The 14,890-nt window shown below is 59.9% G+C and carries 14 protein-coding genes; 4 read left to right on the top strand and 10 right to left on the bottom strand.

Translation table 11 applies throughout. The annotated features are described in order from the left end of the window. Window positions 1-8 precede the first annotated feature (8 nt). From R1W00_RS06215 to acs, 3 genes are all read left to right on the top strand, one after another. Complete coding sequence (locus R1W00_RS06215; RefSeq protein ID WP_317261865.1) at window positions 9-764, top strand: ABC transporter ATP-binding protein; 756 nt, start codon at window positions 9-11, stop codon at window positions 762-764. A gap of 21 nt (window positions 765-785) precedes the next feature. After that, window positions 786-1,541 carry an ABC transporter ATP-binding protein gene (locus R1W00_RS06210; protein ID WP_317261864.1) on the top strand — a complete coding sequence of 252 codons (756 nt, stop codon included), beginning with the start codon at window positions 786-788 and terminating at the stop codon, window positions 1,539-1,541. A gap of 73 nt (window positions 1,542-1,614) precedes the next feature. Beyond that, window positions 1,615-3,564 (top strand): acetate--CoA ligase, encoded by a 1,950-nt coding sequence (gene acs / locus R1W00_RS06205; protein WP_317261863.1) that lies wholly within the window; start codon window positions 1,615-1,617, stop codon window positions 3,562-3,564. Window positions 3,565-3,872: 308 nt separating this feature from the next. On the opposite strand, the gene R1W00_RS06200 is transcribed toward acs, so the two are convergent. The 8 genes from R1W00_RS06200 to R1W00_RS06165 form a co-directional block, all read right to left on the bottom strand. Next, window positions 3,873-4,019 carry a hypothetical protein gene (locus R1W00_RS06200; protein WP_317261862.1) on the bottom strand — a complete coding sequence of 49 codons (147 nt, stop codon included), beginning with the start codon at window positions 4,017-4,019 and terminating at the stop codon, window positions 3,873-3,875. Between the two features lie 120 nt (window positions 4,020-4,139). Next, window positions 4,140-5,129 carry an ABC transporter substrate-binding protein gene (locus tag R1W00_RS06195; RefSeq protein WP_317261861.1) on the bottom strand — a complete coding sequence of 330 codons (990 nt, stop codon included), beginning with the start codon at window positions 5,127-5,129 and terminating at the stop codon, window positions 4,140-4,142. 49 nt (window positions 5,130-5,178) lie between these two features. Next, entirely contained in the window at window positions 5,179-6,024 is an 846-nt protein-coding gene (locus R1W00_RS06190; RefSeq protein ID WP_317261860.1) for an ABC transporter permease, read from the bottom strand. Next, the gene (locus tag R1W00_RS06185; RefSeq protein ID WP_317261859.1) at window positions 6,021-6,905 is read right to left on the bottom strand and encodes an ABC transporter permease; all 885 of its coding nucleotides are present in this window, start codon (window positions 6,903-6,905) and stop codon (window positions 6,021-6,023) included. The genes R1W00_RS06190 and R1W00_RS06185 overlap by 4 nt, the downstream gene beginning before the upstream one ends. Beyond that, a complete protein-coding gene (locus R1W00_RS06180) occupies window positions 6,898-7,677 on the bottom strand; it encodes an ABC transporter ATP-binding protein (RefSeq protein WP_317261858.1) in 780 nt (259 codons plus the stop codon). Before R1W00_RS06180 ends, R1W00_RS06185 begins: the two co-directional genes overlap by 8 nt. 82 nt (window positions 7,678-7,759) lie before the next feature. Further along, entirely contained in the window at window positions 7,760-9,214 is a 1,455-nt protein-coding gene (gene hydA, locus R1W00_RS06175) for a dihydropyrimidinase (RefSeq protein ID WP_317261857.1), read from the bottom strand. Window positions 9,215-9,307: 93 nt separating this feature from the next. Further along, a complete protein-coding gene (locus R1W00_RS06170) occupies window positions 9,308-10,558 on the bottom strand; it encodes a Zn-dependent hydrolase (protein WP_317261856.1) in 1,251 nt (416 codons plus the stop codon). Window positions 10,559-10,619: 61 nt separating this feature from the next. Then, window positions 10,620-11,948 (bottom strand): aspartate aminotransferase family protein, encoded by a 1,329-nt coding sequence (locus tag R1W00_RS06165; protein WP_317261855.1) that lies wholly within the window; start codon window positions 11,946-11,948, stop codon window positions 10,620-10,622. A gap of 262 nt (window positions 11,949-12,210) precedes the next feature. Between R1W00_RS06165 and R1W00_RS06160 the strand changes: the two genes are divergently transcribed. Further along, window positions 12,211-12,825 (top strand): TetR family transcriptional regulator C-terminal domain-containing protein, encoded by a 615-nt coding sequence (locus tag R1W00_RS06160; protein WP_317261854.1) that lies wholly within the window; start codon window positions 12,211-12,213, stop codon window positions 12,823-12,825. 6 nt (window positions 12,826-12,831) lie between these two features. Here the strand turns inward: R1W00_RS06160 and R1W00_RS06155 are convergent, their stop codons facing one another. Then, a complete protein-coding gene (locus R1W00_RS06155; protein WP_317261853.1) occupies window positions 12,832-13,296 on the bottom strand; it encodes a DNA polymerase III subunit chi in 465 nt (154 codons plus the stop codon). A 3-nt stretch (window positions 13,297-13,299) separates the two neighbouring features. After that, the gene (locus tag R1W00_RS06150) at window positions 13,300-14,769 is read right to left on the bottom strand and encodes a leucyl aminopeptidase (protein WP_317261852.1); all 1,470 of its coding nucleotides are present in this window, start codon (window positions 14,767-14,769) and stop codon (window positions 13,300-13,302) included. Between the last annotated feature and the right edge of the window lie 121 nt (window positions 14,770-14,890).

Raw genomic sequence — 14,890 nt, 5'->3', positions numbered from 1 at the left:
TTTGACCAATGGGAATCCTAGAAGTCAAAGGCGTTGGTAAAAACTTCGGCGGCCTCAAGGCACTGTCGGATGTGAACCTCAGCGTTCAGGAAAACACCGTTCACGCGATTATCGGCCCGAACGGGGCCGGTAAATCCACCCTGCTGAACTGTCTGGTGGGCAAGCTGATCCCCGATACGGGCTCGGTCATGTTCAACAACCAGTCGGTTCTGGGTCGCAAGCCGCACGAGATCAACCAGATGGGCATCTCGCGCGTGTTTCAGACGCCGGAAATCTTTGGCGATCTGACGGTTCTGGAAAACGTGCTGATCCCCTGTTTCGCAAAGCGTGACGGCGCATTCCGCCTGCACGCCTTTGAAGGGGTCCGTCGCGAAAAGGAACTGATGGAAAAGGCGATGCAGATGCTGGAGGACGTCAACATGGCGGACAAACGGCATATGCATTCGGCCTCGATGAGCCGCGGCGACAAACGGCGTCTGGAGATGGCGATGTGCCTTGTTCAGGAACCGAAACTGCTGCTGCTGGACGAACCCACCGCAGGGATGGCGCGCGCCGATACCAACAACACGATCGACCTGCTGAAGGAGATCAAGGAAAAGCGCGACATCACCATGGCCATCATCGAACACGACATGCACGTGGTGTTCAGTCTGGCCGAACGCATCACCGTTCTGGCGCAGGGCACGCCCCTGGTCGAGGACACTCCGGAAAACATCAAAGGTCATCCTAAAGTACGGGAAGCCTATCTGGGCGAAGCCCACTAAGGTGCGCGGAAAGGACAAGTCATGAATGTAAAACCGGACTTCTCGAAAAACGCCAATCAGGCAGCAACCGCACCGGCCTTTTTGTCGGTCTGGGATATGCACGCCTACTACGGCGAGAGCTATATCGTCCAAGGTGTCAGCTTTAACGTCCATGAGGGTGAAATCCTTGCCCTTCTGGGTCGTAACGGTGCAGGCAAAACGTCCACCCTGCGTGCGATTGCACGTCTGGACGATCCTCAGGTCACCCATGGTGAAATCTGGCTGGATCACGCCCCCCTGCACAGCATGAAAAGCCACGAGGCCGCCGCCGCAGGCATCGGCCTTGTGCCCGAAGACCGCCGGATCATCCCCGGTCTGACGGTCGAAGAGAACCTGCAACTGGCCCAAATCGCCCCGCCTATCGGCTGGTCGATCGAACGTCTGTATGAGCTGTTCCCGCGTCTTGGCGAACGGCGCAAACAAGAGGGCGTCACCCTGTCGGGTGGGGAACAACAGATGCTGGCGATTGCGCGGGCCCTTGCCCGTGACATCAAGGTTCTTTTGCTGGACGAACCTTATGAGGGTCTGGCACCTGTGATTGTGGATGAAATTGAAAAAACACTGATCCACATCAAGGAACAGGGGATCACAACGGTCATTGTTGAACAGAACGCCGTGCGCGCTCTGGAACTGGCAGACCGGTCTGTGATCCTCGACACCGGATCAATCGTCTTTGATGGCAGCGCGGCCGAAGTTCTGGAAAACGAAGAGTTGCGCGCCGAATATCTGGCGATCTGATTTTTAGCCGCATCGGGGCGCACACCGCCCCGATGCACTTTTACGAGACGTCTTTGACGAGGGAAGACAGACAATGACCGATAAGACATATCCCCCTAGCGAGGATTTTGCGGCCAAGGCACATATCAATGCGGAAAAGTACCAAGAGATGTACGCCGCATCCGTCAACGACCCCGATGCATTCTGGGGTGAACATGGTAAACGTCTGGACTGGATCAAGCCCTACTCCAAGGTCAAGAACGTCTCTTTTGCCCCTGGCAACATTGACATCAAATGGTTCGAAGACGGTAGCCTGAACGTCGCCGCCAACTGTATCGACCGCCATCTGGAGACCCGTGGAGATCAGACCGCGATCATCTTTGAACCCGATGATCCCAACGAAGCCGCCCAGCACATCACCTACAAAGACCTGCACCGCAGCGTCTGCCGCATGGCCAACATCCTTGAGGATATGGGCGTGCGCAAAGGTGACCGTGTCATCATCTACCTGCCGATGATCCCCGAAGCCGCCTATGCCATGCTGGCCTGTGCGCGCATCGGCGCCATCCATTCGATCGTGTTCGCGGGCTTCTCGCCGGACGCTCTGGGTGCACGGATCAACGGCTGTGACGCCAAGGTCGTCATCACCGCAGACGAGGCCCCCCGTGGTGGCCGCAAGACCGCACTGAAATCCAACACCGACGCTGCCCTGCTGCACTGCAAGGACGACGTCAAATGTCTGGTCGTACGCCGCACCGGTGGTCAGACGACTTGGATCGACGGTCGTGACTATGACTATAACGAACTGGCACTTGAGGCCGACGATCACTGCCCCGCCGTTGAGGTGAACGCCGAAGATCCGCTGTTCATCCTCTACACCTCGGGTTCGACCGGTCAGCCCAAGGGCGTCGTGCACACCACCGGCGGTTATCTGGTCTATGCCTCGATGACGCATGAGTACGTGTTCGACTATCACGAGGGCGACATCTTCTGGTGTACCGCGGACGTGGGTTGGGTCACCGGCCACAGCTACATCGTCTACGGGCCGCTGGCCAACGGTGCGACGACCATCATGTTCGAAGGTGTGCCCACCTACCCCGACGCCGGTCGCTTCTGGGCCGTGTGCGAAAAGCACAAGGTAAACCAGTTCTACACCGCACCGACCGCCATCCGCGCCCTGATGGGTCAGGGCAACGAGTTCGTTGAAAAATACGACCTGTCCGACCTGCGCCTGCTGGGCACCGTGGGTGAACCGATTAACCCCGAGGCATGGAACTGGTACAACGACGTTGTCGGCAAAGGGAACTGCCCGATTGTGGACACGTGGTGGCAGACGGAAACCGGTGGTCATCTGCTGACCCCGCTGCCCGGTGCGACGCCTCTGAAACCGGGCTCGGCCACCACGCCGTTCTTTGGGGTTCAGCCGGTCGTTCTGGACGCGCACAGCGGTCAGGAAATCACCACCACCGAGGCCGAAGGCGTGCTGTGTATGAAAGACAGCTGGCCTGGTCAGATGCGCACCGTTTGGGGCGATCATGAGCGGTTCGAAAAGACCTACTTCTCGGATTACAAAAACTACTACTTCTCGGGTGACGGGTGCCGCCGCGATGCGGATGGCTTCTACTGGATCACCGGTCGTGTAGATGACGTGATCAACGTGTCGGGTCACCGTATGGGTACCGCCGAGGTCGAAAGCGCCCTCGTCGCCCACGCCAAAGTGGCCGAAGCCGCCGTGGTCGGGTATCCGCACAACATCAAGGGTCAGGGCATCTATGCCTATGTCACCCTGATGAACGGGATCGAACCCACGGACGAGCTGCGCAAAGAGCTGGAAACCTGGGTCCGTTCGGAAATCGGACCGATCGCGAAACCCGACCTGATCCAGTGGGCACCGGGCCTGCCGAAAACCCGTTCGGGCAAGATCATGCGCCGCATCCTGCGCAAGATCGCCGAGAACGATTACGGCGCTCTGGGCGACACCTCGACCTTGGCTGATCCGGGCGTTGTGGACGAACTGATCGACAACCGGATGAACCGCGTCTAATCCACGCCCTCCGACTCAAGACACGAAAACCGCTGCGCATTGCGTGGCGGTTTTTTTATGGCAGCCCGCGAACACAGGGCCGTGACGCACGCAAAAGTGCAATTATCCGGTGTGCCATGCGAATAATTGACCATTTTTTAGGCAGAAATACCTGTGCACACCCCCGAAAGTCGGGGGCGCATTAACTTTCTGTCATAATCACCGGCTATGTCAGGCAGTATAGATTTACGTTACCAGATATTTGTCCGACCCGTGTTTTGGGCCGGTGAGTAAGTAAAAGGGTCGGCCACGCCGACCCTTTATTTTGTTCAGCACCCTGCGGGGGTGATATCGCCGATCTGGCTCAGGCCATCGACACCCGCTTCGCACTGGCCGGTCTCGGTGAACTCCACCACATCGCTACACGCCGCCACACCCAGCATCAGGGCGATTGCCAAAAGAACCTGTTTGCTCATCCCGATCTCCATCATCTATCTGGGGTCATAATCGCCCCCCTGCCCCGAACCGTCCATGATCCAGCGCAAAAAGAAAAGGCGCCCGTGTGGGGCGCCTGATCCGTGGCAAGGGTTTGCCGGTTATTTCAACGCGGCGTCGGTGACGGCGCTGGTCCATGCGGCCTCACCCGGATGGGCGGTGATGACCGGATCAGACCCGCCCGACAACAGCGAGGCGACCGTGCGCTCAAAATCAGCGGGGTCCAGCGCGCCGTTCGACCCAGCGGTCAGTTTAGCAACCTCGCCCATCATGCGTTTTTGGTGCTTTTCGGTCTGTGCGCCGGTTTCGTCATATTCCAGAACGATCTCGGCGGCCTCATCGGGGTGCTCTTCGGCGTATTTCCAACCCGCCATCGAGGCGCGGACGAAACGGGCCAGCTTGTCGACTTCGGCGGGATCGGACAGCTTGTCCTCCAGCACGTAAAGACCGTCCTCAAGCGTCGCGACGCCCTGATCCTCGTATTTAAAGGTGATCAGATCGTCCGGCGAAATGCCCGCATCCACGACCTGCCAATATTCGTTGTAAGTCATGGTCGAGATACAATCGGCCTGTTTCTGCAACAGCGGATCAACGTTAAAGCCCTGCTTCAGGACCTCGACGCCATCATCGCCGCCCTCGGTCGAAATGCCCAGTTGCGACATCCAGCTGAGGAAGGGGTATTCATTGCCAAAGAACCAAACGCCAAGGGTGCGACCCGGGAAATCCTCAGGGCCGGTCACGCCGGTTTCCTTGAGACAGGTCAGCATCATGCCCGAGCTTTTGAAGGGTTGGGCGATGTTCACCAAGGGCAGACCGCGTTCCCGCGCGGCCAAGGCGGCGGGCATCCATTCCACGGTCACATCCGCGCCGCCACCTGCAATCACCTGTGTGGGCGCGATGTCGGGACCACCGGGTTTGATGGTGACGTTCAGGTCCTCATCGCCGTAGAACCCTTTTTCAAGGGCGACGTAATAGCCTGCGAACTGGGCCTGCGTGACCCATTTCAATTGCAGGGTCAGATCATCCGCCGCATAGGCCCCGCCCGTGGTCAGGAACGTTGCGGCCATCAATGCCGTCGTTAGCTTTTTCATAATACAACCTCCAAGTTGCGTGCGTTTTTCATCCGCTTTGTTGTGTGGGTTAACCCCTTTGAGAAGGGTGCCAGAAGGTCACCCCCTTTTCTATCGCCGCCACGACGCCATAAAACATCGTGCCCGCGACGGCCGCGACCGCGATCTCGGCCCAGACCATATCAAGGCCCAGACGCCCGACCTCGGTCGAGATACGAAAGCCCATCCCCTTGATGGGCGAGCCAAAGAATTCCGCGACAATCGCCCCGATCAGGGCAAGGGTGGTCGCGATCTTTAGCCCGTTGAAAATAAACGGCATTGCCGCAGGCAGGCGCAGTTTGAACAGGCTCTGCCAATAGCCCGCCGAATAGGTTTTCATCAAATCACGCTGCATCGCGGTGGTGTCGTTCAGACCGCCCACCGTGTTCACCAGAACCGGAAAGAACACCATGATCACCACGACCGCCGCCTTGGAATGCCAATCGAACCCGAACCACATGACCATGATCGGGGCGACCCCGACAATGGGCAGGGCCGCCACGAAGTTTCCGACCGGCAGCAATCCGCGCTTCAGGAACGGCACGCGGTCGATCACCACCGCCGTGACCAGCGCGGCCAGAACCCCGATGATGTAACCCGACAGGGCGCCCTTGACGAACGTCTGCACGAAATCGACCCACAAGATGTCCAACGATCCGGCAATGGTCGCGCCAATCGTGCTGGGCGGCGGCAGGATCACCGCCGAGACGTTCAGACCGCGCACCATGCCCTCCCACAGGATCAACAGGGCCGCGCCGAACAGAACCGGCGCTCCGATCTTGGCCGCGCGGGTTTTGCCCATGGGACCGTTCACCAGACGTACGTTGATCCACCACAGGATCGCCCACGCCGCTAGAGATGCCAGAACCCAGATCATCGCGCGCCCTCCCCCATCAAACGCAGGGCGAGGCGTTCAAGCCCCCCCACCGCGATGACCAACAGCGCCGCCAGAATGGCCGCCGCGAACAGGGCCGTCCACATGATCATCGGCTCGCCAAACTGGGACCCGATCAGCATCCGCGCGCCCAGACCTTGGATCGCGCCGGTGGGCAGTTCGCCCACGATGGTGCCCACAAGGCTGGCCGCGATGGCAACCTTCATCGAGGCAAAGAAATAGGGCAAGGACGCTGGCAGACGCAGTTTCGAAAAGATCTGCCCGCCACTGGCGTTATAGGTCCTGAGCAGGTCAATTTGCATCGCATCGGGACTGCGCAGCCCCTTGATCATGCTGACCAGCACGGGGAAAAAGCTGAGGTAGGCCGCGATGATGGTTTTCGGCACCTCGCGGTTTTCGATCCCCACCGCGTTGGACAGCACGATGATCATCGGGGCCAGCGCGACAATCGGGATGGTCTGGCTGATGATGGCCCATGGCATGACGCTTTGTTCCAACGTGCGGCTGTGCACGATCCCAAGGGCCAGAGCGACGCCAAACACCGCCCCCGTCACGAACCCGAACAACGTGGTCTTGAGCGTGATAAACCCGTGATAGATCAGGCTGCGTTTGCTGGTGATTTTCTTTTCCGCCGTCACCTCCCACAGTTCCGCCGCGACCTGATGGGGCGCGGGCAACAGGGGACGTTCTTGGGCCATGGTGTCGGCCACGATTTCGGCAAACGACGGGTCCGTGCCCTGTCGCGCCGCCTGATCCAGCGTCCATGTGGAATTCATCACAACGGCGCCCGCGTACCACAGCGCGATGATCGCCGCGACGACCACCAGCACCGGCAAGAGCGATATGCGCAGCCGCTCAATCATAGGCATGCCCCGCGCGCAGACCTTCGCGCACCCGATGCGCGATTTCCAGAAATTCTGCACTATCGCGGATGCTTAGAGGGCGTTCTTTAGGCAGAGGACTATCAATCACATCGGTGATCCGACCCGGTCGGGGGCTCATCACCACGATCTTGGTCGACAGATAGACCGCCTCGGGGATCGAGTGCGTTACGAACCCGATCGTCTTTTCCGTCCGCGCCCAGAGGTCTAGCAATTGCTCATTCAAATGGTCGCGCACGATCTCGTCCAGCGCACCGAACGGTTCGTCCATCAACAAGATGTCGGCATCAAAGGCAAGGGCGCGCGCGATACTTGCGCGCTGCTGCATCCCGCCTGACAATTGCCACGGGTATTTGCGCGCAAACCCCGACAGTTCGACAAGGTCCAGAACCCGCTCAACCCGCTTGTCCTGTTCGGCCTTGGAAAACCCCATGATTTCGAGGGGCAGCTTGATGTTCCCCGCAATCGTGCGCCACGGATAAAGACCCGCCGCCTGAAATACATAGCCGTATGAGCGTGCCTTGCGCGCCTCATCTGGCGACAGACCATTCACGGTCAGTTGCCCGCCCGTCGGCGTCTCAAGCCCCGCGACACAGCGCAGAAACGTCGTTTTCCCGCACCCCGACGGGCCAATGAACGATACGAAATCGCCCTTGTTGATCTGCAAATTCACATCCGACAGCGCATGCACGGGGCCATCGTTGGTCTCAAAGGTCAGGTCGACGTTTTGGGCGTCAATCACTGGCTTTTTCATAGGTTTTGTCTTTCATTCCCCGGGTTGGATCCGAGGTTATAATCCCTGTTTGGCCGCGCCCTGAGGCGCGACCGAAGTGTTCTTAGACGCCCGTCGCGGGAATGCCCGACCGCTCGACCGGGCGCGGGGCGGTCAGTTCTTTCCACTTGGACAAGGCGGTGTTGACGGTGCCATTCGGATCGCGACCCACAAACTCGCCATGACCCTCTTTCGCCTTCAACTCACCATTGTCCACGGCCACATATCCCCGCGTCAGAACATAGCGCGGCAGGGCGCTGACCTCGACACCCTCAAACACGTTGTAATCGATGGCCGAGGCCTGCGTATCCGCCGAAATGGTCTTTTTCATCGACGGGTCCATCACCACGATATCCGCATCCGCCCCGACAAGGATCGCGCCCTTTTTCGGATAGCAATTCAAGATCTTAGCGATGTTCGTGGATGTGACCGCGACGAACTCGTTCATCGTGATGCGACCGGTTTCCACCCCATAGGTCCACAGAACCGGCAACCGGTCCTCAAGACCACCGGTCCCGTTCGGAATCTTGGAAAAATCGCCAACGCCGAACCGTTTCTGTTCCGTGGTAAACGCGCAATGGTCCGTCGCGACACAGCTCAGCGTGCCCGACGCCAAACCGGCCCAGAGGCTATCCTGATGCTGTTTATTGCGGAACGGCGGGCTCATCACGCGGCGGGCGGCGTGATCCCAATCGTCGTTAAAATACTCGCTCTCGTCCAACACCAGATGCTGGATCAACGGCTCCCCCCAGACGCGTTTGCCCTGCATCTTGGCGCGCCGGATCGCCTCATGCGACTCCTCGCAAGACGTGTGAACAACGTACAAAGGCGCCCCTGCCATATCGGCAATCATGATGGCGCGGTTTGTCGCCTCACCCTCCACCTGCGGCGGGCGGGAATAGGCATGCGCCTCGGGGCCGTTGTTCCCATCGGCCAGCAACTTGGCGGTCAACTCGGCGACCACATCGCCGTTCTCGGCGTGAACCAGTGGCGTCGCGCCCAATTCGGCGCAACGTTTGAATGACGCGTAGAGCTCATCGTCATTCACCATCAACGCGCCCTTATAGGCCATGAAATGCTTGAACGTGTTGATCCCACGCTCTTGCACGACGGTCTGCATCTCGTCGAAAACCTGCTCGCTCCACCACGTGATCGCCATGTGATAGGAATAGTCACAGGCCGCCTGCCCCGACTTGTTGTCCCAGACCTTCAGCGCGTCCAGCAAACTTTCGCCCGGCGACGGCAGGGCAAAATCGACAACCATCGTCGTCCCACCAGCCAAGGCCGCGCGCGTGCCCGACGCAAAATCATCCGCCGAATAGGTCCCCATGAACGGCATTTCCAGATGCGTATGCGGATCAATCCCGCCAGGCATCACATAACACCCCGTCGCGTCCAGAACCTCATCCCCGCTCAGACCCTCACCGATCTCGACAATCTTGCCGCCCTCGATCAGAACATCCGCCGCATAGGTCAAATCCGCCGTGACAATCGTTCCGCCTTTGATCACCGTGCTCATATCCGCACTCCCTGTCCATCTTCGGGGCTTTTGCCCCTTCATCTTGGTTCAAATACTCCGGGGGGTCCGGGGGGGCTGGCCCCCCGGCGTCGCTCACCCCACCACCTCGGCACAATCCAGAACCGCGTGCAACAACACATCCGTGCCCGCAGCCGCCCATTCGGGGCTGATCTCTTCGGCCTCGTTGTGGCTCAGACCATCCACACAGGGGCACATGATCATGGCTGTCGGGTAAATCTCGTTGATCCAGCACGCATCATGCCCTGCACCCGACACGATATCCATGTGGCTATAGCCCAGATGCTCGGCCGCGCCCCGCACCATACCGACCAGTCGTTCGTCAAACGCGGGCGGCTCGAACTGGCCGACCACCTCGGTCTCTAGGCTCACCCCGATCTCTTCACACAGTTTCGGCGCGCGGTCGTAGAACTCGGTCAACATCGCCTCAATCACTTCGGGCAGGTGGCTGCGGAAATCGACCGTGAACACGACCTTGCCCGGAATGATATTGCGTGAGTTCGGATAGACATCCACATGGCCAATGGCGCCGACGGCGTTGGGCTGATGCTTCATCGCGATCTCATGGACCAGTTCGGTGATCCGCGCCATGCCGCGCCCTGCGTTCTTGCGCATCGGCATGGGGGTCGACCCGGTGTGGCTCTCCTTACCGGTCACGGTGCACTCAATCCAGCGCAGGCCCTGCCCGTGCGTCACCACGCCGATATCCTTGCCCTCGGCCTCCAAAATCGGGCCCTGCTCGATGTGCAACTCAAACATCGCATGCATCTTGCGCGCGCCGACCTCTTCGTCCCCGATCCATCTGATCCGGGACAGCTCATCCCCGAACTTTTTGCCCTCGGCGTCCACGCGGTCATAGGCCCAGTCCATCGTATGCTTGCCCGCGAACACGCCCGAGGCCAGCATCGCAGGCGCAAAGCGCGTGCCCTCTTCATTGGTCCAGTTGGTCAGAACGATGGGATGCTTGGTCTGCACGCCCATGTCGTTCATCGACCGGATGACCTCTAGCCCGCCGAGAACCCCCAGAACCCCGTCGTATTTCCCGCCCGTCGGCTGGGTATCAAGGTGCGATCCCATATAGACCGGCAGGGCCTCGGGGTCCGTGCCTGCGCGGGTCGCAAACATATTGCCCATCTTGTCGACGCCCATGGTCATGCCCGCGGCCTCGCACCATTTCTGGAACAACGCGCGGCCCTCGGCGTCGGCATCGGTCAGGGTCTGGCGGTTGTTGCCCCCCGCGATACCTGGGCCGATCTTGGCCATCTCCATCAGACTGTCCCACAGGCGTTGGGAATTGATTTTCTTGTTTTCGCCAGGTGCGGCCATGTCGGGTTCTCCGTTCGTATTGGGGGACCCGAGGTTCAGCCCGGATCGCCCGTGCAGTGCGTTAGTCCAGATTGTCCAGCACGTCTTTGAGCGTGCCAATCAATTGATCGATATGGGATTTTTCGATGATCAGGGGCGGCGACATGGCGATGATATCGCCCGTTGTGCGCACCAAGACCCCGCGCTCATAGGCGTCGAGGAAGGCTTGGAACGCGCGTTTGGTCGGTTCGCCCGTGATGGGCTCCAATTCAATCGCGCCGATCAGACCCATGTTGCGCACGTCAATCACGTGGCGCGTGCCCTTTAGCGAATGCAGCGCGTCCTCCCAATAAGGGGCCAATTCCGCCGCGCGCTCAAACAGCCCCTCTTCGCGGTAGGTTTCCAGCGTCGCCAGACCGGCGGCAGAGGCGAGAGGGTTCCCCGAATAGGTATAGCCGTGGAACAGCTCGATCATATGTTCGGGCCCCTGCATGAACGCGTCGTGGATTTGCGAGGTGGCCAGAACCGCGCCCATGGGCACAACGCCGTTGGTCAGACCCTTAGCGCAGGTGATCATGTCCGGCATCACCCCGAAATGGTCGGCGGCAAAGGGCGCCCCAAGACGACCGAAACCGGTGATCACCTCGTCAAAGATCAACAGGATGCCGTGTTTATCCGCAATCGCGCGCAGCCGCTCCAGATAGCCCTTGGGCGGCAACAGAACACCGGTCGAACCGGCCATGGGTTCGACAATCACGGCGGCAATCGTTTCGGGACCATGCAGCGCGACAAGACGTTCCAGATCATCGGCCAGATGCGCGCCGTGCTCGGGCTGACCACGGGTCCATGCGTTTTGATCGGGCAGATGGGTGTGGGGCAGATGATCGACACCGGTCAACAGGCTACCGAAAAACTTGCGATTATTGACGATGCCGCCCACGGAAATTCCGCCGAAATTCACACCGTGATAGCCGCGCTCGCGCCCGATCAGACGGGTACGGGTGCCCTCACCCCGTGCGCGGTGATAGGCGATGGCGATCTTCAGGGCCGTCTCAACGGATTCAGAGCCGGAGTTGGTGAAAAACACATGATCCATGCCATCGGGCGCCATGTCGCGCAGGGCACTGGCCAGTTCGAACGCCTTGGGATGGCCCATCTGGAACGCGGGCGCATAGTCCAACTCGCCCGCCTGCTGGCGGATCGCCTCGACGATCTTGGGACGGTTGTGACCGGCATTACAGCACCAAAGACCCGCCGTGCCATCCAGAACCTGTTTTCCCTCGGCGGTCGTGTAATGCATGCCATCGGCGGACACGAACATACGCGGGTTCTGTTTGAACTGGCGGTTTGCCGTGAACGGCATCCAAAAGGCGGACAGATCGTTGGGGGCGGATTTCCGGTCAAGCGCCATGGTGCGGGTCCTCTCGTGTCGGTTTTGGTTTATTTTGGCCGGTTGTACCCCGGCAGACGCCAAGTTTGACCATTTGGTCAGGAACACGCTAACAATTGGAAATCACCAGTCAAGCGCAACCCAGCCGATTCTACGGGGCAGATGTAGAATTATTGCCCACAGTTTAACAAAGTGATGAATTTTTTTGCGGTGCCAATTTCACCCGTGTTTGCGGGCTTTGCGACTAGACAAAAGGTGAGAGGACCACGTAAACGAGGCTGTCATGACAGAAAAGCAACCTCAGACCCGCATTCAGCGCAAAAACACCGCCGCCATCCTAGAGGCGGCGCTGGATGTGTTTTCGCAATATGGTTTCCGCGGATCGACGCTTGATCAGATCGCCCAGACGGCGGGTCTGTCCAAGCCGAACCTGCTTTATTATTTCCCGTCCAAAGAGGCGATCCACACCGGCCTGTTGTCGCGGTTGCTGGACACGTGGTTGGACCCGCTGCGCGAAATGGATCCCACTGGCGATCCGATTTCGGAGCTGATGGGCTATATCGACCGCAAACTGGAGATGAGCCGCGATTACCCCCGCGAAAGCCGCCTGTTTGCGAACGAAATCCTACAGGGCGCGCCGCGCATCATGGGTGCGATCGAGGGGGAGTTGAAATCGCTGGTGGATGAGAAAACCACCGTGATCCGTCAGTGGCAGGACGAGGGTAAAATCGCCAAGGTGCACCCCTATCACCTGATCTTTTCGATCTGGTCCCTGACCCAGCATTACGCCGATTTCGACGTACAGGTGCGCGCGGTTCTGGGTCCGGATGAGGTCGACCCCTTCCCCGAGGCCAAGACCTATATCGATACGTTGTTCACGAAACTGCTGACCCCGTAAGCGGGATCATCCGTCCGACTGCGCCTTTTTCTCCCACCGGCCCGATTCCTCGGACCAGTATTCGGCGGGCACACCCGCGCCGGTCAGGTCTTTCCATTGACCGCGCGCGTGTTGAACAGCGTTCGGATCGCGCCCGTCAAACAGGATCCACGCCCGTTGCACCAATGAGACATCGTTGGCCGTGACCCCTGCCCCATCAATACACATCACCGCGCCATATCCGGCGACGGCGGTGTCCTCGGGGCCGATCAGGATCGGTTGATCATCGTCAAAATCCCCGCCCCGCAGACCGTGGGGCAGGAACGCATCGTCGTGCATCGTCCACAAAGACGTGTCCAGCCGCGACAGACGATCCGCGTCCCGCCCGCGCACCAGAACCCGCATCTCGCGCTCATAGGCTTTGGTCAGCAAGGTCGCCGCCGTCGCCTCGGCCGAGTTGTGGGTCAGGTGATAGAACAGGACACGGGACAAGGCTTAGCCCTCGTATTTATCGGCGATCAGACGGTTCAGCGCCCGAACACCCCACCCCGTCGCACCCGCAGGCGCAAGAGTCGTGTCGGACTTGACGCTGGCCACACCGGCGATGTCCAGATGGATCCACGGCGTGCCGTCCTTGATGAACCGTTGCAGGAACTGCCCTGCGGTAATCGACCCCGCCGGACGGCCACCGACGTTTTTCATATCGGCCACGCGCGATTTCAACTGTTTATCATAGGCGGGCGACAGGGGCATACGCCATGCGCCTTCGGCCTCGCCCTTCGCCGCGGCCAGAAACGCATCACAGAACGCATCGTCGTTGGAAAACACACCGGCGTTTTCATGGCCGAGGCCAATGATGATCGCACCGGTCAGCGTAGCAAGGTTGATCACACCGGTGGGTTCGAACCGCTCTTGCGCGTACCACAGAACATCGGCCAGAACCAAACGGCCCTCGGCATCGGTGTTGATGATTTCAACCGTATCGCCCTTCATGGATTTCACCACGTCGCCGGGACGTGTAGCGGTGCTGGAGGGCATGTTTTCCACCAGGCCGACCAGACCGACGACATTCGCCTTGGCCTTGCGCAGGGCCAGAGCGCGCATGACGCCCGACACGACGCCCGCGCCGCCCATATCCATGGTCATGTCTTCCATACCGGCGGCGGGCTTCAGGCTGATCCCGCCGGTGTCAAACACCACGCCCTTGCCGACCAAGGCCAACGGCGCCGCATCCGCCGCCCCACCGTTCCAGCGCATGATCACAACCTTGGACGGGCTGGCCGAGCCTTGGCCGACCGACAGCAACAGGTTCATGCCCAGTTCGGCTAATTCGGCCTCTTCAAGGATTTCGACCTCTAGCCCCAGTTCCTGCATCGCCGCCAGACGGGCGGCGAAATCGTCCGTGGTCAGGATGTTGGCCGGTTCATTCACCAGATCGCGGGTAAAGAACACGCCCTCGGCCACGGCCGCCATCGGACCGGCCTTGGCGGCCAGTTCTTCGGGCTTGGACGCCATCATGGTGACAGGGCCGCGCGTCTTGGGCTCTTCGGATTTATGCGGGCCGAAGTCATAGGCGCGCAGAGCAAAGCCAAACGCGATTTCGGCGGCGTGTTTGTGGTTGCCGCTGAGGATCAGAACCGCCTGTTCGCCCTGCATCTTGGCCAATGCGGCACCTGCGGCGCGCGCCTCTTCAACCGAACAGCGTTTTTCCAAACGCACCACATCCACCGCATCGGCAGCCATGCCCATGGGATAGGTCACGCTCAGGATATCGCCATCCTTGGCCTTGGCGAATTTCTCGCCCGCGACCAGACGCATAATCCCTCCGCGCGTCAGCTTGTTCACCCGCCGCGCGCCCGCATCCAGACGGGCATCCGCGCCGATAAACACCACCACGCGACCGGGGGCGGCGGCGATCTGGTCCAGATCGGTTTCGGCAAAGGTGATTTCGGGGGGCGTGGTCATTGCGACTCTCTCCTGTCGGGGGAAATTGGCGGTTTTCCTCTTACCTAGCCCCTGTGGCCGTCCAAGACCAGTTTGCAGTTTTCCCTACCCCCCATTTCGTCTAGGTTGCGGCAGACTCGTA

Source organism: Rhodovulum sp. FJ3, assembly GCF_032918305.1.
Classification (GTDB): Bacteria; Pseudomonadota; Alphaproteobacteria; order Rhodobacterales; family Rhodobacteraceae; genus SAT37.
The sequence above is the reverse complement of the archived record's forward strand: the minus strand, read 5'-3'. Positions and strand labels throughout refer to the sequence as shown.